The organism is Mycobacterium persicum (assembly GCF_002086915.1).
GTDB lineage: Bacteria > Actinomycetota > Actinomycetes > Mycobacteriales > Mycobacteriaceae > Mycobacterium > Mycobacterium persicum.
On sequence record NZ_MWQA01000001.1, the window covers coordinates 3,539,064 to 3,564,263 of the forward strand.

15 protein-coding genes and 1 pseudogene are annotated in these 25,200 nt (G+C 67.6%); 8 read left to right on the forward strand and 8 right to left on the reverse strand.

Annotated features, from left to right (window positions below; translation table 11 throughout):
* Positions 1-130: 130 nt before the first annotated feature.
* Complete coding sequence (locus B4U45_RS16195; RefSeq protein ID WP_075546656.1) at positions 131-1,294, forward strand: glycosyltransferase family 4 protein; 1,164 nt, start codon at positions 131-133, stop codon at positions 1,292-1,294.
* A 48-nt stretch (positions 1,295-1,342) separates the two neighbouring features.
* Here the strand turns inward: B4U45_RS16195 and B4U45_RS16200 are convergent, their stop codons facing one another.
* The gene (locus B4U45_RS16200; RefSeq protein WP_083154340.1) at positions 1,343-3,031 is read right to left on the reverse strand and encodes an MmpA family trehalose lipid delivery protein; all 1,689 of its coding nucleotides are present in this window, start codon (positions 3,029-3,031) and stop codon (positions 1,343-1,345) included.
* A gap of 10 nt (positions 3,032-3,041) precedes the next feature.
* Positions 3,042-4,334, reverse strand: coding sequence for a cell envelope lipid trafficking protein PgfA (pgfA, locus tag B4U45_RS16205; RefSeq protein WP_176357824.1), 1,293 nt, complete (start codon positions 4,332-4,334; stop codon positions 3,042-3,044).
* 184 nt (positions 4,335-4,518) lie between these two features.
* On the opposite strand from pgfA, the gene B4U45_RS16210 reads away from it, so the two are divergent.
* Complete coding sequence (locus B4U45_RS16210; protein ID WP_075546697.1) at positions 4,519-5,688, forward strand: acyltransferase family protein; 1,170 nt, start codon at positions 4,519-4,521, stop codon at positions 5,686-5,688.
* 26 nt (positions 5,689-5,714) lie between these two features.
* Here B4U45_RS16210 and B4U45_RS16215 read toward each other — a convergent pair whose 3' ends face one another.
* Positions 5,715-6,695, reverse strand: coding sequence for a phosphotriesterase family protein (locus B4U45_RS16215; protein ID WP_075546659.1), 981 nt, complete (start codon positions 6,693-6,695; stop codon positions 5,715-5,717).
* Between the two features lie 137 nt (positions 6,696-6,832).
* Between B4U45_RS16215 and B4U45_RS16220 the strand changes: the two genes are divergently transcribed.
* From B4U45_RS16220 to B4U45_RS16230, 3 genes and pseudogenes are all read left to right on the forward strand, one after another.
* The gene (locus tag B4U45_RS16220) at positions 6,833-8,542 is read left to right on the forward strand and encodes an acyl-CoA dehydrogenase family protein (RefSeq protein ID WP_075546660.1); all 1,710 of its coding nucleotides are present in this window, start codon (positions 6,833-6,835) and stop codon (positions 8,540-8,542) included.
* A 139-nt stretch (positions 8,543-8,681) separates the two neighbouring features.
* Positions 8,682-9,365 (forward strand): TetR/AcrR family transcriptional regulator, encoded by a 684-nt coding sequence (locus B4U45_RS16225; RefSeq protein WP_075546661.1) that lies wholly within the window; start codon positions 8,682-8,684, stop codon positions 9,363-9,365.
* Positions 9,362-10,306: pseudogene (locus B4U45_RS16230) on the forward strand (R2-like ligand-binding oxidase). The gene B4U45_RS16225 and the pseudogene B4U45_RS16230 overlap by 4 nt, the downstream one beginning before the upstream one ends.
* A gap of 109 nt (positions 10,307-10,415) precedes the next feature.
* Here B4U45_RS16230 and B4U45_RS16235 read toward each other — a convergent pair.
* Positions 10,416-11,789, reverse strand: coding sequence for an NADP-dependent succinic semialdehyde dehydrogenase (locus tag B4U45_RS16235; protein WP_075546662.1), 1,374 nt, complete (start codon positions 11,787-11,789; stop codon positions 10,416-10,418).
* Between the two features lie 54 nt (positions 11,790-11,843).
* Here B4U45_RS16235 and B4U45_RS16240 point away from each other — a divergent pair, with 54 nt between their 5' ends.
* From B4U45_RS16240 to B4U45_RS16250, 3 genes are all read left to right on the forward strand, one after another.
* Positions 11,844-13,505 (forward strand): acetolactate synthase large subunit, encoded by a 1,662-nt coding sequence (locus B4U45_RS16240; RefSeq protein ID WP_259641719.1) that lies wholly within the window; start codon positions 11,844-11,846, stop codon positions 13,503-13,505.
* Positions 13,506-13,732: 227 nt separating this feature from the next.
* Complete coding sequence (locus tag B4U45_RS16245; RefSeq protein ID WP_075546663.1) at positions 13,733-14,296, forward strand: OsmC family protein; 564 nt, start codon at positions 13,733-13,735, stop codon at positions 14,294-14,296.
* Between the two features lie 332 nt (positions 14,297-14,628).
* Entirely contained in the window at positions 14,629-17,964 is a 3,336-nt protein-coding gene (locus B4U45_RS16250) for a serine/threonine-protein kinase (RefSeq protein ID WP_075546664.1), read from the forward strand.
* 27 nt (positions 17,965-17,991) lie between these two features.
* Here the strand turns inward: B4U45_RS16250 and B4U45_RS16255 are convergent, their stop codons facing one another.
* From B4U45_RS16255 to B4U45_RS16270, 4 genes are all read right to left on the reverse strand, one after another.
* Complete coding sequence (locus B4U45_RS16255) at positions 17,992-18,324, reverse strand: GNAT family N-acetyltransferase (RefSeq protein WP_075546665.1); 333 nt, start codon at positions 18,322-18,324, stop codon at positions 17,992-17,994.
* A gap of 379 nt (positions 18,325-18,703) precedes the next feature.
* Positions 18,704-20,149 carry a lipase maturation factor family protein gene (locus tag B4U45_RS16260; RefSeq protein WP_075546667.1) on the reverse strand — a complete coding sequence of 482 codons (1,446 nt, stop codon included), beginning with the start codon at positions 20,147-20,149 and terminating at the stop codon, positions 18,704-18,706.
* Positions 20,150-20,224: 75 nt separating this feature from the next.
* Positions 20,225-20,986: a glycerophosphodiester phosphodiesterase family protein gene (locus B4U45_RS16265; RefSeq protein ID WP_183154952.1), complete on the reverse strand. Its 762-nt coding sequence runs from the start codon at positions 20,984-20,986 to the stop codon at positions 20,225-20,227.
* Between the two features lies 1 nt (position 20,987).
* A complete protein-coding gene (locus B4U45_RS16270; RefSeq protein WP_219859453.1) occupies positions 20,988-25,199 on the reverse strand; it encodes an alpha-(1->3)-arabinofuranosyltransferase in 4,212 nt (1,403 codons plus the stop codon).
* Position 25,200 lies beyond the last annotated feature (1 nt).

Consider the following 25,200-nt stretch of genomic DNA (forward strand, 5'->3'; position numbering starts at 1 on the left):
TGTGGCTTTCGGTGTGTGCACCCGGCGACCGGCAGGCCGTGGAGTCGCCCTAAGCGCACATCCAAAGCCGCCAGCGCACACTGGGCGCCGCGCGGCGGCGCGCATCGTCGCCAGGTTAGGCTGGCGATTGATGTCTGGACTGCGCTCGGTGTTGCTGCTGTGCTGGCGCGATACCGGGCATCCCCAGGGTGGTGGCAGCGAGACCTATTTGCAGCGCATCGGCGCGCAGCTGGTCGCATCCGGTATCGAGGTCACCTTACGCACCGCCCGCTATCCGGGGGCCCCACGACACGACGTCATCGACGGAGTGCGGATCAGCCGCGCCGGTGGCCGCTATTCCGTCTACGTGTGGGCGCTGGTAGCGCTGGCACTGGCGCGGTTGCGGTTGGGGCCGCTGCGCCGGGTGCGGCCGGACGTGGTCATCGACACCCAGAACGGTCTGCCATTTCTTGCCCGGCTCTTGTATGGGCGTCGCACGGTGGTGCTGGTCCACCACTGCCATCGCGAGCAGTGGCCGGTGGCAGGTCCGGTGCTCGGTCGGCTGGGCTGGTTCGTCGAGTCGACGGTGTCGCCACGGCTCAACCGGCACAACCAGTACGTGACGGTGTCGTTGCCGTCGGCGCGTGATCTGGTCGCCCTGGGTGTGGATAACGGGCGGATCGCGGTGGTCCGCAACGGACTCGACGAGGCGCCGGCGCAGACGTTGTCCGTTCCGCGCGCGGCCACCCCGCGGGTGGTGGTGCTGTCGCGGCTGGTACCGCACAAGCGGATCGAGGATGCGCTGGAAGCCGTGGCGGAGCTACGGCGACGAAACCCGGGAATACCGGGTCTGCACCTCGACGTGGTCGGTGGCGGCTGGTGGCGCCAGCGACTCGTCGACCACGTGAATCGGCTCGGCATTTCCGACGCGGTGACCTTCCATGGTCACGTCGACGACCTCACCAAACACCATGTGCTGCAGAGCTCTTGGGTACACCTGCTGCCGTCGCGCAAGGAGGGGTGGGGTCTGGCGGTGGTCGAGGCGGCCCAGCACAGCGTGCCCACGGTTGGGTATCGATCCTCCGGCGGTCTGTCCGACTCGATCATCGACGGGGTGACCGGCATCCTGGTCGACAGCCACCGCGAACTGGTGGACCGACTCGAACAACTGCTCTCCGAGCCGATATTGCGCGACCAACTCGGCGCCAAGGCGCAAGTGCGTAGCGGCGAATTCTCTTGGCAACAAAGCGCCGAAGCCATGCGCACGGTGCTCGAAACGGTGCTGGTGGGAGACCGCCTCAGCGGCGTGGTGTAAACCGCGAAACCTAATCCGTTGCGATCAGCGGCCTCTCTTCGCCTCTGGTTAGCCTCTGGTCAACTGGCGGCGCACCCAGCAGCCGGCCATGCCCGCCCCGCCCACCAGCAGCAGACAGACCCATACCCAATGCGCGACCATTGTCGCTCGCAGGCGCGCAGCAGTGACACCGTCTGCCTGGCCGCCAACCCGGTAAAGAGCCAATTCGCCGTCACGATACGTCTGTGTCAGCCGGTCGAGAGTGCGCGCGGCCGCACCCATGTCGCCGGCGCTGTCAGATTCGACGACCACCCACCCGACCCCGGCCCGGGCCAACGCCGAGGGGTCGGGCCCGGCCAGGAGCAACTCCTGCACCGCCCGGGCGTGAGCGCCGTCCCCGGGAACCGTCAACCCGGAAATGACCAGATCACCCGTCGTCAGCACATCGGCGCAAACCCAGCGCGGCAGCGGATCGAGCACCGGAGCCGGACCCGACCAGGAAAAGCGCCGCATGGTGCCGGCGGGCAAGACCACCACGGGCGCCGGCTCACGGTTGATCGCCGCCGCGACGGCCGCCCACCCCGACGGGTAGTGCACGGGTGTGACCCTGCCCCACATGCCCCACGCCAGGTCCGGCAACGCCAAGACCAGTGCCACACAGCAGACCGACCCCGCCACGGCAGGCCGCCACCAACGTGCCAGCGTCACCACCGCCCCAGCGCCGCACACCGCGTACCCCGGCACCGCCAGCGCCACCCACTTCTGCCCGTCCCGCAGCACACCCAGCCCGGGTACCGCGTCAACCACCGCGGTCAGCACCTGCAGCCCCGGGCCGGTGGCCAATCCCGCCGGCACCAGCACCGATACCGCCGCCAGCACCAGCAGCGGCGCCGCTGTCGCCCGGCGCAGCGCCACGGGAAGTCCGACCGCTACCACGGTGAGCAGCACCGCGGCCGACGCCACCGCGAAAAGCGTTGTGCGCGAACCAGGTACGGCCTCACCATTCCACATTCCGCCGAGGCTGGCCAGGCTGGCGAGCGTGCCCAGGCCCGGTTCGGCACGCGCCGCGAACGCGCCGACGCCCAGCTCGATCGCCGCGGTGTGGCTGGCCAACGACGAACCCAGGGCCGACGCCGTCAGCCACGGCAGCGCGCCGACCACCGAAAACCCCAATCCCGTTGCGGCGCAAAGCCAACGGGGCCGGCCGGCACCGGGCGCAGCTACACAGGTCAGGGCGACCGTCGCGGCGAGCAGCAGCCCGGTCGGGGTCAGCCCGGCCAGCGCGATCCAGAACGCCAGGGCGAAAAGACCGGACCCGTCCAAGCGCAACCCCAGCATTGCCGTGGCAACCCACGGCAGGCAGCCATAGCCGAGTAGCAGGCTCCAATGCCCCTGCAAGAGTCGTTCAGCGACATAGGGATTCCAAATAGCGATCGTGATCGCGACGAATTGGCCACCGGCTCCGGCCGTCGGCAGCACCGTCGCCACCAGGTGGGCCGCACCCCAGCCCGCGAACCAGAGACCCAGGACCAACAATGCCTTCACCACGATGCCGCCGTCGACCAGTTGCGACGCCAGCGCCACCGCAAAATCCTGCGGCGTCGCCCGGGGCGCCGCGGTCAACCCGAGAGCGGTGTCGGACAGGTACGACCGCGGGGTGGACACCGCGTCGCGCAAGAGCAGATATCCGGGTCGCAGTAGCGGCAGCAGCACCAGCAGCGCCAGAGCCAACGCATAGCCCGGTCGCAACCAGCGCACGTCGGCGCGTTTAAGTCCGTTCCGCGGGCGGAGGTTCAGACGGCCCGGGATCGGGTGGCGGTTCGGTCGAGGACACCGGCGGGGGCGGGGGCGATTCCGACGTGGATGCGGCCGGATCAGCCGGTAATTCGGGCCGCTGGGTAGGCAGTTTCTCGGTCTCGGCTTCGGCTCCGGGCACTGGTTCCTCCAGCCCGGCGCGCCGGAAGTAGTCGGTGTCGTCGCGGTCGAGGCCGGGCTCGGTCAGGGCGCTTTCGGTGCGCAGGCTGAAGGACGCGAGCAGGCCACCACCGACCAGCGCGATCAAGCCGACGGCAGTGAAGGTGATCGGCAACACCCGCGACCACAGCGCCAGCCGGTCGCGCTCGTCGCGTGCGGTGTTGACCTGGGATTCGACGGTCTCTTCGGTGGAGGTGACCTTGTAATCGGCCAGCGTCACCTCGGGCTTCATCGCCTCGCGGGCGTAGTAGTGATAGGCGCGTTCGGTTTCCTTGACGATGGTGCCGGTCACCGGGTCCACCCAGAAGGTTCGCTGCGCGGCGTAGTAGCGGTTCATCGTGATCTGCTCGCCCGGTTCGCCGGGGACACCCCACATCGCCGCGGTGGTGGTGATCTTGCCGTCCTCGTCGCCGGCATACAGCGACGGGTACTTGATCGGTGCCACCAACTTCCCGTCGGAGCCGTAGCCAACGTTCTGCGTGAAGCGGTAGGTGGTTAAGCCGTTGACGTCCTCTTGGCTGTCGTAGTTGGCGTCGAACGCCTTCTGCGCGATCGGATCGAAGTAGGGGTAGGACTTCTTCTCGGTGTGAAACGGGAAACGGTAGGCCAGCCCTTCGTGGCGCAGCGGGATGGCGGTCGGCGGGCTTTCGTCGTTGAGACCGCGCGGCTTCTGGACCGCGCCGCCGGTGTGGGTGTCGTCGGAGACGGCCATCGCCGTCTTGCGGTTGAGGGTGACGGTGTCGACGATCGCCAGCAGCAGACCGGTGTCCTTCTGCTTGTCGGTACGCCGCACCGAGGTGCCGACCTGCAGGGTGACAACGTCGGCGTTGGCCGGCGATTCGACGGTGACCTGCTGTTGGGACACCAGTGGCACGTTCTGGTTGACCACGACGTGATCACCGGACAAAGATGCCGAGTCGAGCGCCGATCCGGTGCCCTGCCTGATCAGCGTGGCATCGATATCCAGCGGGATCTTGGCGATCCTGCTGCTGGTGTAGGTGGACAGCAGCAGCGCGGCCATCAACAGAGCGGCTCCGAGCCCGATCGTCCCTAATGCGGCCATCCGCAACATGACTGCTCGGTTCACGTTGCCGTGACCTCCTTCTCAGACCATGGACTCGTCAGTTGCGATCCGCTCCGACCTGACCATGCAGCGAGGCAAAACCCGTTTGACCCTAACAGCAGAACGCATTGCCCCGGACTGCGTGCCTGTCCCCACTTCGCCGGTGTACCCGGTGTACCCCATTCCCGCCTCGGCACACGGGCACACTGTGGTGGTGACCGATAGCCAGCAGGTGGGCGGGTCGCGCAGCTTCCTGCCCGCCGTCGAGGGTATGCGCGCGTGCGCGGCCATGGGCGTGGTCGTCACCCATGCCGCGTTCCAGACCGGGCATTCGAGTGGTGTCGCCGGCCGGCTGTTCGGCCGGTTCGATCTGGCCGTGGCGGTGTTTTTCGGGCTGTCGGGATTCCTGCTGTGGCGCGGCCACGCGGCCGCGGCGCGAGACGCCGGACCACGCCCGCGTACGGGTCACTATCTGCGATCGCGGGCGGTCCGCATCATGCCGGCCTACGTGGTGGCCGTGGTCGTGATCCTGTCCCTGCTGCCCGACGCCGATCACGCCAGCCCGACGGTGTGGCTGGCCAACCTGACGCTCACCCAGATCTATGTGCCGCTCACCCTGACCGGCGGCCTGACGCAAATGTGGAGCTTGTCCGTCGAGGTCGCCTTCTACCTGGCGCTACCCGTGCTCGCCTTGTTGGCCCGCCGGATACCGGTCGGCGCGCGGGTGCCGGCGATCGGCGCGCTCGGGGTGGTCAGTTGGTCCTGGGCGTGGCTGCCGGTGCACACTGATTCCGGGCTCAACCCGCTGAACTGGCCACCGGCGTTCTTCTCGTGGTTCGCCGCGGGAATGCTGCTGGCCGAGTGGGTCCACAGCCCGGTCGGGTTGCCGCACTGGCTGGCGCGCCGCCGAATATCCATGGCCGTGGTGGCGGTGCTGTCCTATCTGGTGGCGGCGTCACCACTGGCGGGTCCGGCGGGCTTGGTCCAGGGCACGTCGACCCAATTCGCGGTCAAGACCGCAATGGGCGCGCTGGTGGCGTTGACGTTGGTCGCGCCCCTGGTGCTGGACCGGCCCGACACGTCGCACCGGCTGCTCGGCAGTACTGCCATGGTCACGCTGGGGCGCTGGTCCTATGGCTTGTTCATCTGGCACCTGGCCGCCCTGGACATGGTTTTTCCGGTGCTCGGCATCTTTCCGTTCACCGGCCAGCTGCCGGCGGTGCTGGTGTTGACGCTGGTCTTCGGTTTCGCCATCGCGGCGGTGAGCTACGCGCTGGTCGAGTCGCCGTGTCGGGAAGCGTTGCGCCGCTGGGAGAAACGTGCCAAGCACATCGGGCCGCAGGACGTCGACCGGGAAGCGGACGCGATCGCGCCGTAGGGCCAGTCGTAGGGCTAGTCGTAGCGCTAGTCGTAGCCGCCCTGCCGCTCGAAAATGCGGCGCGGATTGTCGACGAGCATGGTGTGCAGCTGCTCGTCGGTGACGCCGCGCTGCTTCAGCGCGGGGATCACGTCGTTGTGGATGTGCAGGTAATGCCAGTTGGGCGCGGCGACCGGCAGCAGCGCTTCCGGCAGCGCGTCGAAGTAGCAGGTCGCGTCATGCGAGAGCACCATCTTGTCGGCGTGCCCGCGCTCGCACATCTGCGCCACGATGGCCACCCGCTCCTCGAACGGCAGGATGACGTCGAGGCCGAACCGGTCCATCCCCAGGTAGGAGCCGGCGGCGATGAGCTCTTCCAGGTAGCCGACGTCGGTGCTGTCGCCGGAGTGTCCGATGACCACCCGGCTCAGGTCGACGCCCTCCTCTTCGAAGATGCGCTGCTGCTCCAGCCCGCGGCGCAACCCGGCGTGGGTGTGGGTGGAAATCGGCACCCCGGTGCGCTTGTGCGCCTGCGCGACGGCGCGCAACACCCGCTCGACTCCGGGGGTGATGCCGGGTTCATCGGTGGCGCATTTGAGAATGCCGGCCTTGATACCGGTGTCGGCGATACCCTGCTCGATGTCGCGGACGAACAGGTCGGTCATGGTCTCCGGGCCGTCGAGCTGCGTGCCCGGCCCGAGATAGTGGAAACAGAACGGCACGTCGTTGTAGGTGTACAGGCCGGTGGCGACGACGATGTTCAGCTCGGTCTGCGCGGCCACCCGGGCGATGCGCGGAACATAGCGGCCCAGGCCGATCACCGTCAGGTCGACGATGGTGTCCACCCCGCGCGACTTCAACTCGTTGAGCCGGGCGACCGCATCTGCCACCCGCCGGTCCTCGTCGCCCCAGGCTTCGGGATAGTTCTGGGCGACTTCGGTGGTCATGATGAACACGTGCTCGTGCATGAGCGTGACGCCGAGATCAGCGGTATCGATCGGCCCGCGGGCGGTATTGAGTTCTGACACGTAGCTGATGCTAAGTCGCCGCGCCGGTCAGCCGACAGTGCCTATTTGCCGGCACCTGCACCAACGACGTTGGTATTGCAGTACCGTCTACCCCCGTCCATTTCCGAACACATTCGAATCGCCCGGGAGCCACCCTCATGCTGCTCAACCCCAACCGCCTGCAACGCAAATATCCCGACCAGCGTTCGGCGGAGATCATGCAGGCCACCGTGGACTTCTTCGAGTCCCGGGGGAAGGCGCGCCTCAAGCACGACGAGCGCGAGCGGGTGTGGTACTCCGACTTTCTGGACCACATCGGGCGGGAACGGATCTTCGCTTCGCTGCTGACCCCGTCCGAATACGGCGCTGAGGACTGTCGCTGGGACACCTACCGGATCAGCGAGTTCGCCGAGATCGTCGGTTTCTACGGGCTGAGCTACTGGTACCCGTTCCAGGTGACGGCGCTGGGCCTGGGCCCGATCTGGATGAGCGACAACGAGGACGCCAAGCGCAAGGCCGCCGCCCAGCTGGAACAGGGCGAGGTGTTCGCCTTCGGGTTGTCGGAGCAGTCCCACGGCGCCGACGTCTACCAGACCGACATGATCCTGACGCCGTCAGAACACGGCTGGGTCGCCAACGGCGAGAAGTACTACATCGGCAACGCCAACGTCGCCCGGATGGTCTCCACCTTCGGCAAGATCGCGGGGTCCTCGGGTAACCCGGACGAATACGTCTTCTTCGCCGCCGACTCGCAGCACGACCGGTACGAGTGCAAGAAGAATGTGGTCAACTCGCAGAACTACGTGGCGAACTACGCGCTGCGTGATTATCCGGTCACCGAGGCCGACCTGCTGCACCGCGGGATGGGCGCCTTCCACGCCGCGCTCAACACCGTCAACGTGTGCAAGTACAACCTGGGCTGGGGTGCCGTCGGCATGTGCACCCACGCCATGTACGAGGCGATCACCCATGCCGCCAACCGCCACCTGTACGGCACCGTCGTCACCGACTTCAGTCACGTGCGCCGGCTGCTGACCGACGCCTACGCGCGGCTGGTCGCGATGCGCCTGGTGGCCACCCGGGCCAGCGATTACATGCGCAGCGCCTCGGCGGACGATCGTCGCTACCTGCTGTACAGCCCGCTGACCAAGGCCAAAGTCACCAGCGAAGGCGAGCGCGTCATCATCGCCCTGTGGGACGTCATCGCGGCCAAGGGCGTGGAGAAGGACACGTTCTTCGAGACCGTGGCCCGCGAAATCGGGTTGCTGCCGCGGCTGGAGGGCACCGTCCACATCAACATCGGGCTGCTCGCCAAGTTCATGCCCAACTACCTGTTCGCTCCCGACGCCGCGCTGCCGCTGATCTCGCGCCGCGATGACGCCGCCGACGACACCTTCCTGTTCAACCAGGGCCCGACCGGCGGCCTGGGCAAGGTGCGCTTCCACAATTGGCGGGCGTCCTTCGACAGCTATGCCCATCTACCCAATGTCGCGCTGCTGCGCGAGCAGGTCGACGTGCTCGCCGAGATGCTGGCGTCGGCCACCCCGGATGCCGTCCAGCAAAAGGACATCGACTTCGCATTCGGGGTGGGACAGCTTTTTGCGACGGTGCCCTACGGCCAGCTCATCCTGGAGGAGGCCCCGCTATCGGGTGTGGACGAGGCGCTGATCGACGAGATCTTCGGCTTGCTGGTCCGCGACTTCAACAGCTATGCCGTTGAGCTCAACGACAAAGCGGCCACCACGGACGAGCAGGCGCGGTTCGCCATGCGGATGATCCGCCGTCCCGTCCATGACCCGGCGCGCTACGACCGGATTTGGAAGGAACACGTGCTACCGCTCAACGGCGCGTACGAGATGCGCCCCTGAGTAGCGGACGCGTCGCTGGGGGCCAGGCGCTTGCCCACATCCCGCTGAGACGGCGGGTCGTGCTGAGCCGGACTCGGCGCGCTTGACTATGACGCACCTCACACTAGAATGACCAGTGGTCATCGATGCGAGGAGGCGTATGCCGACGGTGACATGGGCGCGCGTCGACCCGGCTCGCCGGGCGGCCATCGTCGAGGCCGCCGAGGACGAGTTCGGGGCGCACGGATTTTCCAACGGCAGCCTGAACGTCATCGCACGGCGCGCGCGGGTCGCCAAGGGAAGCCTGTTCCAGTACTTTGCCGACAAGCGGGACCTCTACGCGTTCATCGCCGACATCGGCAGCCAGCGGGTGCGCACCCACATGGAGAACCTCATCCGCGAGCTCGATCCCAGCCGGCCGTTCTTCGAATTTCTCACCGACCTGCTCGACGGCTGGGTCGCCTACTACGCCGAGCATCCCCACGAACGTGCCCTTCATGCCGCGGCGACGCTGGAGGTCGACACCGACGCCCGCATCAGCGTGCGCAGCGTCATCCATCGTCATTACCTGGAAGTGCTGCGGCCGTTGGTGCGCGATGCGCACAACCGTGGTGACCTGCGCGCCGATGCCGACATCGACGTGTTGTTGTCCCTGCTGCTGCTGATTTTTCCGCACTTGGCGCTGGCGCCCTACATGCGCGGCCTGGACCCGGTGCTGGGGCTCGACGAACCCACGCCCGAGCAGCCGGCGCTGGCCGTGCGCCGGCTGGTCGCCGTGCTGGCGGCGGCCTTCTCCCCAAAACTCTGCCCGGAACACGCCTCGGACATTCAGGAGGTCACATGACACGGACAGGATCAGGCTCGCTGGCCGCCGGCGGCCTCAACTGGAACAGCCTGCCGTTGAAGTTGTTCGCCGGCGGCAACGCCAAATTCTGGGATCCGGCCGATATCGACTTCTCCCGCGAGCGCGAGGACTGGGATCGGCTGACCGCCACCGAACGTGACTATGCCATCCGGCTGTGCGCCCAGTTCGTCGCCGGTGAGGAAGCGGTGACCGAGGACATTCAGCCGTTCATGGCCGCTATGCGGGCCGACGGGCGCCTCGCCGACGAGATGTATCTGACCCAGTTCGCGTTCGAGGAGGCCAAGCACACCCAGGTGTTTCGCATGTGGCTGGACTCCGTCGGCGTCACCGGGGACCTGCATGGCTATCTCGAGGACCTGCCGTCCTACCGCCAGATCTTCTACGACGAGCTGCCGGAATGCCTGAGCGCGTTGTCCACCGATCCGTCGCCGGCCGCCCAGGTCCGGGCATCGGTGACCTATAACCACATCGTCGAGGGCATGCTCGCGCTCACCGGTTACTACGCCTGACACAAGATCTGTGTGGAGCGCGGCATCCTTCCCGGCATGCAGCGGCTGGTACGGCACATCAGCGACGACGAGCGCCGCCACATGGCGTGGGGCACCTTCACCTGCCGTCGCCACGTCGCCGCGAACGATGCCAACTGGACGGTGTTCGAGGAGCGGATGAACGAGCTCATCCCGTTGGCATTGCAACTCACCCAAGACGGCTTCGCCCTCTATGGCGACCCGATGCCCTTCAACCTGTCGGTGGAGGAGTTCATGACCTACTCCAGCGACAAGGGCATGCGGCGCTTCGGGACGATCAGCAGCGCCCGCGGCCGCCCGGTCGGCGAAATCGACCTCGACTACACGCCGGTGCAGCTCGAGGACACCTTCGCCGAGGAGGACCAGCGGGCCCTGGCCGCAGCTTCGGCCTAGCCCCCGCGAGCCGCCCGCGAGCAGCCCGCGAGCCGCCCGCGAGCAGCCGCAGAATCGCACAAATATCGCGGTGCTGATGCGATTCTGCGGCTGCTCGCCCAGCGGAAGGTCAGCCGACCCAGACGGCTTTGGCGTTGCAGAACTCGCGGATCCCGTGGCCGGAAAGTTCCCGACCGTAGCCGGACCGCTTGATCCCGCCGAACGGCAATTCCGGGTAGGACACCGTCATGCCGTTGATGAAGACCTGCCCGGCCTCGATCTCGTCGACGAAGCGCTGTTGCTCGGCCTCGTCTCGGGTCCAGGCGTTGGACCCCAGCCCGAACGTCGTGGCGTTGGCGATCTCGATCGCCTCGTCGATGTCGGTGGCCCGGTACACCGAGGCGACGGGCCCGAAGACCTCCTCGGTGTAGAGCGCCATGTCCTTGGTGATGTCGGTGATCACCGTCGGGGGATAGAACCAGCCCGGTCGGTCCGGGGACTTACCGCCGCAGCGGATCACCGCGCCGGCCGCCGCGGCGTCGTCGACCTGTTTGGCGATCTCGTCGCGGCCCGACTCGGTGGCCAGCGGACCCACGTCGGTGTCCGGGTCGGTCGGGTCACCGACCCGCAAAGCGGACATCCGCTCGACGAACTTGTCGACGAAGGCGTCGTAGATGTCGGCGTGCGCGATGAACCGCTTTGCGGCGATGCAGGATTGGCCGTTGTTCTGCACCCGGGCGGTGACGGCCGTCTTGACCGCCTCGTCCAGGTCGGCCGACGGCATCACGATGAACGGGTCGCTGCCGCCGAGCTCGAGCACGGTCGGTTTGATCTCGTCGCCGGCGATCGCGCCCACCGACTGGCCCGCGGGTTCGCTGCCGGTCAACGTGGCCGCGGCCACCCGCGAATCCCGCAGGATGTGTTCCACCGCGCTGGACGGGACCAGCAACGTCTGGAAGCAGCCGTCGGGGAATCCGCCCCGGGCGATGACGTCGGCGAGATACAACGCGCACTGCGGCACGTTCGACGCGTGCTTCAACAGACCCACGTTGCCGGCCATCAGGGCGGGCGCGGCGAACCGGACCGCCTGCCACAGCGGGAAGTTCCACGGCATCACGGCCAGCACCACCCCCAGCGGCTGGTAGCGGGTGTAGGCCCTGGCGGCCCCGACCTTCGCCGCGTCGATCGGCTCGTCGGCGAGCAGTGCTTCGGTGTTCTCCGCGTAGTAGCGAAATCCCTTGGCGCACTTAAGCACCTCGGCCTTCGCCGAGGCCAGTGTCTTGCCCATCTCGAGCGTCATCACCGCCGCGGTCTGGTCGGCCTCGGCCTCGAGCAGGTCGGCGGTGGCGTTGGCCCATTGGGCGCGCTGCGCGTAGCTGGTGTGGCGGTAGTCGGTGAACCGCTCATAGGCGCGCGCGATCGCGGCGTCGACTTCTTCGCGGGTCGCCGGTGTGAAGGTCTTGACGGTCTCTCCGGTGGCGGGGTTGATCGTGGCGATGGGCACGGTGACATCCTCTGCTGGTGGTCTAGCGGAAGGTTCCCCGCCCAGCCTGCCACTATGGTGGCCAGTGTGACTACCGCTGCCCAGCTCATGGTGAAGTGCCTGGAAAGCGAGGGGGTTTCCGTCGTCTTCGGGATACCGGGCGAGGAGAACATCCGTTTCGTACAGGCGTTGGCCGCATCGGACATCCGCTATGTGCTGACCCGGCACGAGCAGGCGGCGGCGTTCATGGCCGAGATGTACGGCCGGGTCACGGGCCGGGCGGCGGTGGTGTCGACGACGCTGGGCCCGGGCGCGATCAACATGCAACTCGGTGTCGCCGACGCGACCACCAACAGCACCCCGATGGTCGCGATCTCCGCGCAGGTGGGCCACGACCGGCAGTTCAAGGAGTCGCACCAGTACGTCGACCTGGTGTCGATGTTCGCCCCGATCACCCGCTGGGCCGCCGGCGTCCCCACCGCGCGCGCCATACCGGAGATGTTCCGCAAGGCGTTCAAGGTCGCCGAGACCGAACGCCCGGCGGCGGTGTACCTAGCGGTGCCCGAGCATCTGGATACCGACGCAGCCGACTATTGCGGCCTGGCCCCGCTACCGCGCAATGTGGTGCGCGCCGAAGCGCCGGCGGCCGGTCAGGTGGCCCGCGCCGTCGAGATCCTGCGCGCGGCGCGCCGGCCCGTCGTGCTGGCCGGGCACGGCGCCGCCCGGGGCGACGCGACCGCGGCGCTGGTCCGCTTCTCTGACGGGCTCGGCGTGCCGGTGGCCAACACCTTCCACGGCAAGGGCGTGATGCCCGACGACCACCCCAACAGCATCGGCACCATGGGGTTCATGCGGCACGACTACGTCAACTTCGGGTTCGACGACGCCGACGTGGTGATCGCCGTCGGTTACGAGCTGCAGGAATTCGACCCCGTTCAGATCAATCCGGGCGCCGACAAGAAGATCATTCACATCCACCGCTTCCCGGCCGAAGTCGACGCGCACTATCCGGTCGACGTCGGGATCATCGGCGACATCAGCGCGTCCCTGGATGCGTTGACGGACGCGCTGTCCGGGCACCGCTTCGACTGCGGCACCGACGTACCCGGTTCGGGCTTGCTCGAAGAGGAATTCGCTCGGGGACAACAGGATTCGCGTTTTCCCCTGGCGCCGCAACGGGTGGTTGCCGACACCCGAGCGGCGCTCGGGCGCAACGACGTGGTACTGGTCGACACCGGGGCCACCAAGATGTGGATGGCCCGGCTGTACCCGACCTACCGGCGCAACACCTGCCTGATATCAAATGGCCTGTCCACCATGGGTTTTGCCCTTCCGGGAGCCATCGGTGTCCGGCTGGCCCGGCCGGAGGCCAAGGTGCTGGCCGTCGTCGGCGACGGCGCGTTTCTGATGAACTCGCAGGAAATCGAGACCGCCGTCCGGGAGCGGATACCGCTGGTGGTGCTGATCTGGGAGGACGGCGGTTACGGGCTCATCGAGTGGAAGATGGACCTCGAACTCGGCGAACACTATTACGTCAAGTTCGGAAACCCTGATGTGGTGAGCTACGCGCAAAGCTTTGGCGCCAAGGGGTATCGCGTCACCAGCGCCGAGGAATTGCTGCCGACACTCAAGGCCGCGCTCGCCGACGACGGTGTCTCGCTGATCTCCTGCCCCGTCGACTACTCCGAGAACCTGCGCCTGACGGACCGGCTTGGACAGTTGGACGGCACACTGTAGCGTCGGTCGGCGCTTTCCTGGCTAGGCAGTCTTCCAAACACCTTGCAGCTCTGCAGAACTTGGGGCAGATCCCTCATGCGCGCACATTATCGGCGCCAGCACCATCATATGCATGACCGAGCGGCACCGACTCTCATCCGCGGCGGAATTGCAGGCGGGAGTCGTTGCAAATCATGAGAAAAGGCCAACCTCAAGATCAAACCGGTTGGAGCACAGAAAGGAAAGCCATGACCACCACGAACACTTCCGTCGACAACGGCGTCAACGTCGATGCCCTGCTCGGCGCCCGCACCACATTGGTCGCGGAACCGGAATTGGCCCAATTCGAGTGGCGCGCAAATCACCACTGGGTCAACGGAACCCACAGTCGAGCCACCATCGACACGTTGTATGGCTTGGGGGAGGTACAGCACCACAAGACGCCGTTCACCTACGACATCGATCATCCGGTGGCGTTTGCTGGCCATGACAACGGCGCCGCCCCAGTCGAATACGTACTGGTAGCGCTCGCCGGCTGCCTGACCGCCGGCATCGCATCGATCGCCCAGCGGCGTGGGATTCAGTTACGCTCGGTGCGCGCGACCGTCGAGGCCGGGGAAGACATTCTCGGTATCCTCGGGGCCGATCCCACCGTCCGCAATGGTTTCAGCGGTATCAAGGTGACCTACCGGATCGACGCTGACGCCACCGCCGACGAGATCAGGGCGCTGGTCGCCCAGTCACAGAAGCGATCCGCCGTGTACGACATCGTCACCAACCCAACTGACGTCGTCGTCGACGTCGTCACCTGAAATTCCGAAAGTCTCGAGATCGTGTTCACCGCTTACCTCTTATGCAGTGGTTACGGCCACGGCGGCCGCGCTGCACTGATCATCGGTCCGCAGCCGCCGCGGTCGCGTGGGGCGTCTGCCTCGACTTCGGGCAGCGCGACCGGGGAGCGGTTGCCAGTAAACGGCATCACTCGGCCGAGCCAGTCGGGCCCGGCCCCGGCAGGCACTGGCGCACGGATTGCCGTATCAAGTACGTGGCGGGCCCCGCAGCGCGTTTTCGCTGACCGCAATCGGCGCTAGGGTGTCAATGTCAGCGGAGCTCAACAGCTCCCTGGGGAGGATAGTGACCGGCGATGGTCGACGTCGATTCGCACCCGACGCAGCGGGGTCTGGTTCCCGACATCCCCGCGGAACTTCGCGAGGCGGGATTCGACGAGGTCGGCGAGATCGGGCGCGGAGGTTTCGGCGTCGTATACCGGTGCGCTCAGCCGCTGCTGGACCGCACGGTCGCGGTCAAGGTGCTGACCACCGACCTGGACCCGGAGAACCTCGAGCGCTTCCTGCGTGAGCAGCATGCCATGGGCAAGCTGTCCGGCCATCCGAACATCGTGACCATCCTGCAGGTCGGCACCACGGTGAGCGGCCGGCCGTTCATCGTGATGCCCTACCACGCCAAGAATTCGCTGGAATCGCTGATCCGTAAACACGGGCCGCTGGATTGGGTTGAGACGCTGCGCATCGGCGTGAAGCTCGCGGGTGCGCTCGAGGCCGCCCATCGTGCCGGCATCCTGCACCGTGACGTCAAGCCGGCGAACATCCTGCTGACCGAGTACGGCGAACCGGAGCTGACCGACTTCGGCATCGCCAGGATGTCCGGCGGCTTCCAGACCGCCACCGGGATCATCACCGGCTCGCCGGCGTTCACCGCGCCCGAAGTGCTCGAAGGCAAGGCGCCCACACCGGCATCGGATTTGTATTCCCTTGGCGCTACTCTGTTTTGCGCGCTGACCGGGCACGCCGCGTTCGAGCGCCGCAGCGGTGAGAAGGTCGTCGCTCAGTTCCTGCGCATCACGTCGCAGCCGGTACCGGATCTGCGGGAGCGCGGACTGCCGGCTGACGTGGCCGCGGTCATCGAACGGGCGATGGCGCGCGATCCCGCGGCGCGCCCGCCGGGTGCGGCGGCGTTCGGCGACGAGCTGCGCGAAGTTCAGCGCGCCAGCGGCGTCGCCGTCGACGAGATGGCCCTGCCGGTCGACCTGGGCGTGGAGCGCCGGACGTCGCTGGTGGCTCCCTCGGCGGTGCGGCGGGACACCGGAGCCACGCCGACACCGCCGACGCCGACGACGAAGTACCGACCGCCGGTTCCGACCCGATCGCTGGTTGTCCGTAACCGGCTGCTCGACGTGTTGCGGGCGGGCGGTCGGCGACGGCTGGTCCTCATCCACGCGCCCTCCGGTTTCGGCAAGAGCACGCTGGCGGCCCAGTGGCGCCAGGAGCTTTCGCGGGACCCGGTCGGCGTGGGCTGGCTGACCATCGACGACGACGACAACAACGTGGTGTGGTTTCTGGCGCACCTGCTCGAGTCGATCCGGCAGGTTCGCCCGGCGCTTGCCGCGTCGCTGGGGCAGGTGCTCGACGATCACGGCGACGACGCCGCCCGATATGTGCTGACCGCGCTCATCGACGAGATGCACCGGAATGACGACCGGCTGGTGGTGGTCATCGACGACTGGCACCGGGTGTCGGATACCCAGACGATCGGCGCGCTCGGTTTTCTGCTCGAGCGCGGCTGCCATCATCTGCAAGTCATCGTCACCGGCTGGTCACGTGCCGGGCTGCCGGTGAGCAAAATGCGGATACGCGACGAACTCGTCGAAATCGACTGTGATGCTTTGCGTTTCGACGTCGAGGAGGCGCGATCGCTGCTCAACGATGTCGATGGCCTGCGGCTGCCGGATGGCGACGTGCGGGCACTGACCGCCTCGACCGACGGATGGGTCGCCGCGCTGCAATTGGCGGCGTTGTCGCTGCGCGGCGGCGCCGACGCCGGCAGCCTGGTGAGCCGGATGTCCGGTGCGAGCGAGATGATTGGCGATTTCCTCGCCGAGAACGTGCTGGACAGCCTGGAACCGGAGCTGCTCGACTTCTTGCTGGCGACATCGATCACCGGGCGCATCTGTGGTGGGCTGGCGTCCGCGCTCGCGGAGGTGCCGCGCGGGCAGGCCATGCTGGAGGACATCGAGCAGCGCGGCCTGTTCCTGCAGCGAATCGACAAGGACCCGAACTGGTTTCGCTACCATCACTTGTTCGCCGAATTCCTGCGCCACCGGCTCGAATGTGATCACCCCGACCGGGTAGACCAACTTCATCGCGTGGCTGCGGACTGGTTCGCCGAACACGACCACCTCAACGAAGCCGTCGACCACGCGCTGGCCTCCGGCGACACCGCGCGGGCGGTCGACCTGGTCGAGCAGGACGAGACGAACCTGCTCGAGCAATCGAAGATGACGACGCTGCTGGAAATCGTCAAGAAACTGCCGCCGCGACTAGTGGTTTCGAGAGCGCGGCTACAGCTGACCCTGGCGTGGACCAACGTTCTGCTGCAACGGTTGGCGCCCGCCGCCGCGGCGCTGAAGTCATTCGAGACGGCCCTGGAGCGCGCAGACCTCACCGATGTGGCGCGGGCAGATCTGCGGGTGGAGGCCGACGTGCTGCGCGCAGTCGGCGAGGTCTTCGCCGATAGGGTGGACGCCATCGATCATCTGGTTGCCGAGGCACTGGCACGGCCGGACAGCTTCCATCCGCGGGTGGGCGGCGTGGCGGGAAGCCTGGCAGCGTTCGCCGCGGTCCACCGTTTCGAGTTCGACGCCGCTAATCGGCTGCTCGCGTGGGCGCAGCCCTACCAGGAGATGATGGGCCCCTTCGCGGGTGTGTACGCACAGTGCTTCGGCGGCATCGCGGCCAGGTACACCCTCGACATTCAAGGCGCCCTGAGGAATTTCCGGGAGGCCTACGAGCTGGGCGCGACGGCGGGACCGCACTCCTACGCGGCACGGCTCGCCAGCGCCCTTCTCGGCGAATTGCTCTACCAGACCGGCGAATTAGCCGAGGCCGCCCGTCTGCTGGACGAGGGCTACCAGCTGGAGTCCGAGGGTGCCGGAGTCGACATCATGATCGCCAGATACGTGACCGGTGCAAGAGTCAAGGCACTGCAACGGGATCGGGGGGCCGCGGTCGATCGCCTCACCGATGGGATGGCGGCGGCGGAGCGGCTGCGGCTGCCGCGGCTGGCGGCGGCTGTCAACAACGAGCGAATCCGGCTGGGTATCCCGATCCCACAGGAGGTCGCGGCCCGGTTGCGAGCGCCCCGCACCATTCATCAGCCGCCCCGGGGCGACGGCATCGCCACGATCATCGCCGAACTCGACGAGGACTCCGCTATTCGGCTGTTGTCGGCGAGCGGCTCGGCAGACGATCAGGAGCAGGCATGCCGGCGTGCCGCCGAGCTGCTGGCCGGAATCGACGGTGCGCGACGGCCCTGGGCGGCATTGGGTGCGCAGCTGCTGCTAGTTGAAACCCTCAGGGCGACAGGGAAAATCGACGACGCCGAGGCCCTGGCACCCGCGGTCGTCGCGCGCTGCCGCGAACACGGACTGTCGGGGCTGCTTGCCGACGCCGGGCTCGGCTGACGAACTACGCCGAGCTCAAGGCCGAACTCAAGTCCGAGCGCGCACCGCCGCATGGGCCTGCGGAGTGATCGGGTCGAGGATATCGTCGTAGTCGTCATGTTTGTCGACGTAGGCCGCGACGAACGGGCAGATCGCCACGATGCGCTTTCCCGCGGCGCGGGTGTCTGCCAGCGCCGCGGCGATGAGTCTGTTTGCCAGGCCCCGACCGGCGAACCTGTCGTCGACTTCGGTGTGGTAGAAGATGCGCTGACCGCCGGTGTCGGCGGTGTCGACGTAGGCGGTCAGCCCGGCCCGCACGCCGTCGGCGCTGATCTCGTAACGCTTGTTTTCGGTGACGTTGGTGACGGTCGGTTCGGTCATAACCCCTCTATCCGGTCGGTTGGTGCGGGAATTTCCGATGGCGCAAACTCCAGGGCTGGTAGTACCGACGCTACCGCGGAGCTGCCCCGCGACGGCCGGGCAACCGATATGCAGTTGTCCGCCAAGGAGGAAACGGACCTCGCTGGATCGGCGGTTCGGGACGTCGCCGACAACGTAGACGTGGCCGGATGTGCAGCGACACAACGAATGTCATCGGTCGACCGGATCGATAATCCCGTGACGACGTCGCAAGCCGGGGAGCAGCGCGATGCCTCGTTGTCGCGGATAGATGGGCACAATGGATGTCCACCGACGGAGGAACAGGTGTGGCGCAGGGACTAACCAGATGGTCACATTCGCCATGATGTCATTCGGCGCCTCACCCGGGCGGTGATTTGGCTCTCCCGAGCGACATCGGCCGCACATAGCTACCCACCAGCGTGCGATGCCACCAGGCGTGGTCGCGCCGCAGCTCCTGAAAAGTGGTGAAGCGATACTGATAAATCTGGGCACGCACGTATCGCGGTGGCACATCCGGAAACGGGTTGCACCGCAACAGCTTCAGCGTCGGCCGATCGTTGCGCAACAGCCGCGTCAGCAACGGTGTCATCCAGGGCAGCGCGTAGCCCGGAGATATCGCGGCAAACCACATCAGCCAGTCCAAACGAAGGTGGTAGGGCGCCCATTGCCGCGGCAATCTGCGCACCGAGCCGGGCTTACCCTTGAATTCGTACTCTTGCCACACCGTGTCGCCGGTGATCTCGTCTTCGGCGGTTCCTTCGATCACCACCTCGTGGCGGGTGCGGCTGATGCTGCCGAATGCGCCGTAGGTGTTGATCAAATGAAAGGGGTTGAAGGACATGTTCATCCGCTGCCGGGTGGACAGCATGTTGCGTGCCGGCCAGTAGCTCAGAATCAACACCGCCGCGGCGAGCACGAACACCAGGACGGTGAACCACAGCGGCGGCCCGGCCAGCGCGGGTTGAGCAGGGACCGGCAGCACGGCCGCCAGCGACGCCTGGTCGACGGCGCTGCATGCCAGCAGGATCGTCAGCCAGTTGAGCCAGGAGAAGTTTCCCGACAACACCAACCACAGCTGGGTGACGATGATGACGGCTGCGGCGATGCTGGCGACCGGTTGCGGGGCGAACAATCCGAACGGCACCACGAGTTGCGCAAAGTGGTTGCCCGCCACCTCGATCCGGTGCAGCGGCTTGGGCAGGTGATGGAAGAACCAGCTCAGCGGCCCCGGCATGGGCTGCGTCTCATGGTGGTAGTACAGGCATGTGAGGTTGCGCCAGCACGGGTCACCGCGCATCTTGATCAGTCCCGCGCCGAACTCGACCCGAAACAGCAGCCAACGCAGCAGCCACAACGTCAGAATCGGCGGTGCCACCCGAGCGTTGCCCAGGAAGATCATCAGGAATCCGGTTTCGAGTAGCAATGACTCCCAACCGAATCCGTACCACACCTGGCCCACGTTGACGATCGACAGATACAGCAGCCACAGTGTGAGCCACATCAGCATGGCGGCCCACAACGGGACCAAGTCGGCCAAACCGGTGACGACCGCTGCCGACAGCAGGGCGCCGAACCAGCACGCGGCGGCGAACAATCGGTCGGAATAACGAAGGTGAAAGAGGCTCGGTGTTTGCCAGAAGGACCTTTCGGCCACATATCGCGGCACCGGCAGCATTCCCTGCTCTCCGATGAGCGCCCGGAACTGCAGCGCGGCGGCGACGAACGCCGTCAGGTAGATGACCGCGGTGCCCCGCTCGAGCACCATTCTGCCCAGCCAGTAGTCGGGTGCCGAAAACCATCCCATGGCAGTACTCCTCGGACGGTGACCGCGTATCCAGTTAACCAGTCGGCAAACCGGTAGCCAACAGCTGCCGCGCCGCTACCACTGTCCCCGTGAGGTAAGCACCTCACGGAGCAGGTCCGCACGATCGGTGATGATGCCGTCCACACCGATGTCGAGCAGCGCATGCATGGCCGCGGGGTCGTCGATCGTCCAGGCGTGCACCTGGCGTCCGGAAGCATGCATGGCCCGCAGCAACGCCGGCGTGATCACCGGCACGCCACCTAACCGCGGCGGCAACTGCACGCAGTCGCTGTCGCGCAGCAGCCGCTGCGCATACGCCCGCCGGCCCGCCGACCGGGCCGCCATGAACGCCATGAAAGCACCCGTACCCGCCGCACTGGCGACCCGCCGGGTGAGCAGACGCACGGCCCGCTGGCGACGCCGGTCGGAAAACGACGCGATCAGCACCCGGTCGTGCACCTTCAACCGCTCGATGACCTCGACGGTCGGTTCGATGGCCGACTCTGCCTTGATGTCGATATTGACCCGCGCGTCCGGGAATGTGACAAGTAGTTCTTCGAGTGTCGGAATCGGTTCTCCGGAGCCCAGATCCGCCGCGCTGGCCTGCCGCCAGGATAATTGGTCGATCGCACCCGGGGTTCCGGATGCGAGCGGGAGGCGGCGGTCATGCAGGATCACCGCGACGCCGTCGCGGGTGGCGCGAACGTCTGTCTCGAGGTAGCGAAACCCAAGCTTCACCGCCTCGTGAAACGCCGCCATGCTGTTCTTGGGCAGCCTGAACGAGGTAAAACCCCGGTGCGCCATGGCAATTGGCCCGGGGCTTCGAAAGAACTCCACGTCAAGTCTCCTGTTCGGGGTCCCGTCCGGGACTGCTATCCCAAGCCGGCATCGACACCGATGCGGCCAACACCGCGAGCGAAATCAGCGCCAGCAGTTGGACACTGGCCGAGTGGCCGGCGTAGCCGTCCACCGAGCGCCACGGATGACGGGACAATACTGCCCCCGCGAGAATCAGACCACCCGCGCTCAATCCGACGGTGATCCGGTCGAGCACCCGCTCCCGGTCGCGCAATACATACCGCAGCCCGAACGCTGCGCCTACCACGGCAACTCCCGCCACCCCGGCAATCGCACCCCCGGCCGTCAGCACCGCGACCGCCGCCAACGGCCCGGGTGCCCAAGGGCGTACGGCCGCATGGCCATGGTCCTGGCCTCGTCGCCGCCAGAGCGCGAGCAGGGCCAGCACCGGCAGCAACGTAAGCCCGAAAGCCAGGCCCGATCGATACACCGAGTTGGGCGCGAAGGTGAGGGTGATGGTGCCGGGATCACCGGCGGGCACCACCCAGCCCTGCTGCCAGCCATTGACCGCAACCGCAGTCAGCCTGGCGCCGCTACTGGTATGCGCCACCCAACCGGGGGTGATGCTTTCCGGAATGACCAGCACTCGCGAGGTCGCCGAGGCGGGCGCCCGCACTTCCCGACGGCCCGGGCCCCACACCCCGGTTGCGGCGGGAACCGTTGTGGTGGAGGGTAATTCGGCTGCCTCCGGAGCCGTCAGCTGGGCGCCGTCGACAACGAATTCCGCTCCCGGACCGATCAGCAGCTCCTGTTGGCCGGCCGGCAGCGAGATGGGCTCGCGTTCGCAGGGCAGCGCCGTAGCCGGTTCGCCGTCCAGCAGCGCGCCCACCGTGGTCCGAATCGAGGTGTGTACGAAGCGGCCGGCCACCGCGATGACCGGGCCGTGCGCACAGTCGACGGTGATCTCTCGGGATCGGTTCCGCACGGCATCCGCGGCCGCGATCGGGCTGCCGTCGGTTCCGAGCGCGGTCACCTCGGCCAGCCCGGGAGGCTTGAGTTGGTCGAAGCCCAGCGCATTGCGGTCGATGATGTCTTCCCAGTCGAGCAGGCTGATGGTGACCGTGTCGGTGATGCGGGGGTGTAACGACAGCGTCTGAGGCTCGCCGTCGCGATTGACCGCACGCACCTGGGGCCCGTCGCCCAGGTCGACGGCCACCATCGTCGGATGGGCGGGCAACGCCGACCGGCTGGGCAGCAGCCGCAGTCCGGCCACCTCGGTGGGTCGCGGCAGGCTCACGGTCAGGGTCGGCGGCGACTTGTACTGCACCACCCGCTGCGGTGCGGTCCATGCGGTGGCGGGGTCGCCGTCGGTGGCGGCGTAGGCCGAGCCCGCGACGTCGAGCACATCGGAGTCGCCGTGCGCGCGGGTGGTGTCCGGCTCAGCGATCAGATCGGCAAGTTTGGGCCCCTGCCTGGGCCGCACCCACACCGTCGGGGTCACCGTCGTCGGGCGCGGCACGGTGAGCGTGCGGCTGAAGTTGACGGGCTCCTCGGGCGCCAGGGCCATCGACGCGGCGCAGCGCACGCTGTCGGAGGCGAGCGCGCAACCCGGCCGGCCCAACAATTCGGACCCCAGGTCCCAGCGCGCGATCGTCGAATCCGCCGGCGGCCCGGGTACCGACACGGTGTGGTGCAACTGCACCGGGTGGGCGAACCCGGACGCGTCGTACTGGGTGATCGCCAGATCGGTGATACCGAACTGCACCCCGGCAGACCCGTCGTCGGTGGCGGCCGCGGTGACCCGCACCCACGGCGTTTCGCCGTAGGGCAGCGCCGCGGTGAGCGGCTTGCCTGCCTCGTCGAACCGCAGGGTGGTGCTGCCGGTGGCGGTCTCGACCAGGATGCGCCGGATCTGCGCGCCGACGGCGGTCGCACTCGGTGTCAGGGTGATGACGGCGTTGGCCACCGGATGATCGAAGTCCACCTGCAGCCACTGCCCGACGGCGGCCTGCAGTGCGTTGGACACCCAGGCGGTCGCCGAGTCACCGTCGATCGCGGCCGCCGCCGAGGTGGCCGGGGCCACGTCGGGCATGGCGGTGGAATCCGCCGACGAGCTGGACACCGTGACGCGGCCGCCGGTCCACCCGCCGTACACCACGTCGGCGCCGGGTACCGGATAGTCGGGCACCCGGTTGTAGGTGTGTCGGGCGTCCCCGGGCGCCCGGATCGCCGAGGAGTGCTGATCCACCCGGCCGTAATCGGTTTCGCGGGCCACCGGGGTGTCGGTGACCGTCACCAGCGGAGCCGTCAGACCGGCGGCGACGGCATCGGCCGTCAGCAGCACCGGACCCAGCGCCGGTTGGCCAGACAGCCGCCGCCGTTCGTCGAGACGCAGCAGCACCTCGGGCCCGCCGTCGACGCGGGGCAGCCGGTCGGTGTCGACCAAGTAGGGCGCACCCGCGCCACCCACCTGGTAGATCTCTACCGCGGGATAGCGCGGCCGCAGTCCGCTGTCGCTGACGAACCCGGCCAGCGAGCCGGGACCCACCGGCGCGCCGAACTCCGCCACCTTCGCCAGCCCGGGTGAGCCGGCGATGGCGCGGTGCACCAGGATCGGGCGTGCCGAGCGCGACGTCTCGGGGTCCAGATCGTTACGCAGCACCAGATACGAAATGCCTTGGCGGGCAAGAGTATCCGCCAGGCCGGCGGAGGGGCGTCCGGCGGCGAACAAGCGCTGCACCGAGTCCAGCGCCCGGATGGTCTGCGGCGGGGTCAGGGGAATGGAGTCGCGTACCCCCCACGGGCTGCTGCCCAGCACCTGCAGCGGCTCGTCGTGGCTGGTGCCCCAGACCTGGGTGGCGAACGGCGCCCCGGGCACCACCAGCACCCGCCCCGGCGTCGGTGTCCCGGTGTTGTGCGCGCTGAGCCAGTCGGCGGCCTCCTGCCAGTACCGGGGTATCGCAGTGAAGGTGCCAGGCGGGGTGAGCCGAGCGGTCCAGGCGAGCGAGGTGCTGACCGCCATCGCGGTGAGCACGACGATTCCGACGGCCACCCGCTTGTCGCGCTCGGGGTGCGCAACCGCGCGAAGCCACTGCGACCTGGGCACGCTGCCGGGCAGCGGTATCCGACCCAGCAACCCCGCGATGCCCAAGACCAGCGGCAGCCGGATCACCGGCCCCACCTTGTGCACATTGCGCAGCGGCGTGCCGCCGGCGTCCAAGAACGCCTGCACCTGATGGGCCAGCGGCGAGCCCAGCCCGCCGCCGTACCCGACGGCCAGCAACACCACGCCGACCAGCAGCATCGCCACCAGCCGGCCGCGAGCCGGCATCGCCGGACTGGCCAGCCCGGCCAGCCCGGCCGCCGCCACCAGACAGGTGCCCAGGATCGCGACCGACCCGGTCACCAGCGGCGCCCCCGCGGTTGCGTCGGGCGCCACGAACGGCGTCCAGCTGTCGGTGCCGCGCAACACCTCCACCAGCGAGGACCATTGGGTCGTCACGCCGGAGGATTCGATGAAGTCCAGAAACGGCGGACTGACCCCGCGCAGCTGAGTCAGCGACACCACCCACCACAGCGTCGCCAACACCAGCGCCAGCAGCCACCATGCGGTATAGCGCCACCACAAACGGTTGGGCCGGTGACAAGCCAACCAGATCCCCGCGGGCAGACAACCGGCCAGCGTCGCGATGGCGTCCCCCGCGCCCATCAGCGCCACCGCCACACCGGCCTGGGCCGCCAGCGCCCGTACCGATCGGCCCGACGTGCCCCGCAGGGCCAAAATCGTCGGCAGCAGCACCCATGGCGCCAGCATCATCGGCAGCGTTTCCGACGAGATCGACCCCAGCGTGGTCAGCACCCGCGGCGACAGCGCAAACGCGGCCGCCCCGATCACCCGCGATGCCGGGCTACCGATGCCCAGCGCCTCGGCGACCCGCAGCAATCCCCAGAAGCCGACCGTCAGCAGCACCGCCCACCACAGCCGCTGGGTGAGCCACCCCGGGACTCCCAGCAGATGGCCGACGAGGAAGAACGTCCCGTGCGGAAACAGGTAGCCATAGGCCTGGTTCTGAGATTGGCCGAACGGCAGCTCGCTGTTCCACAGGTTCGTCGCGCGCGCCAGGAACCGCAGCGGGTTGGCGATGAGATCGAGTTTGGTGTCGGGGGAGACCCGCCCGGGGGATTGGGCGAACGTCAGCGTCAGCGACACCGCCGCGACCAACAGCAGCCACCGCCGGGAGAGGGGCGTCACC

What these genes read in the sequence shown, in the direction of transcription:
- B4U45_RS16195 (WP_075546656.1), top strand. Translation starts at nt 131, where the DNA reads ATGTCTGGACTGCGCTCGGTGTTGCTGCTGTGCTGGCGCGATACCGGG.
- B4U45_RS16220 (WP_075546660.1), top strand. Translation starts at nt 6,833, where the DNA reads ATGCTGCTCAACCCCAACCGCCTGCAACGCAAATATCCCGACCAGCGT.
- B4U45_RS16225 (WP_075546661.1), top strand. Translation starts at nt 8,682, where the DNA reads ATGCCGACGGTGACATGGGCGCGCGTCGACCCGGCTCGCCGGGCGGCC.
- B4U45_RS16240 (WP_259641719.1), top strand. Translation starts at nt 11,844, where the DNA reads ATGGTGGCCAGTGTGACTACCGCTGCCCAGCTCATGGTGAAGTGCCTG.
- B4U45_RS16245 (WP_075546663.1), top strand. Translation starts at nt 13,733, where the DNA reads ATGACCACCACGAACACTTCCGTCGACAACGGCGTCAACGTCGATGCC.
- B4U45_RS16250 (WP_075546664.1), top strand. Translation starts at nt 14,629, where the DNA reads ATGGTCGACGTCGATTCGCACCCGACGCAGCGGGGTCTGGTTCCCGAC.
- B4U45_RS16255 (WP_075546665.1), bottom strand. Translation starts at nt 18,324, where the DNA reads ATGACCGAACCGACCGTCACCAACGTCACCGAAAACAAGCGTTACGAG.
- B4U45_RS16260 (WP_075546667.1), bottom strand. Translation starts at nt 20,149, where the DNA reads ATGGGATGGTTTTCGGCACCCGACTACTGGCTGGGCAGAATGGTGCTC.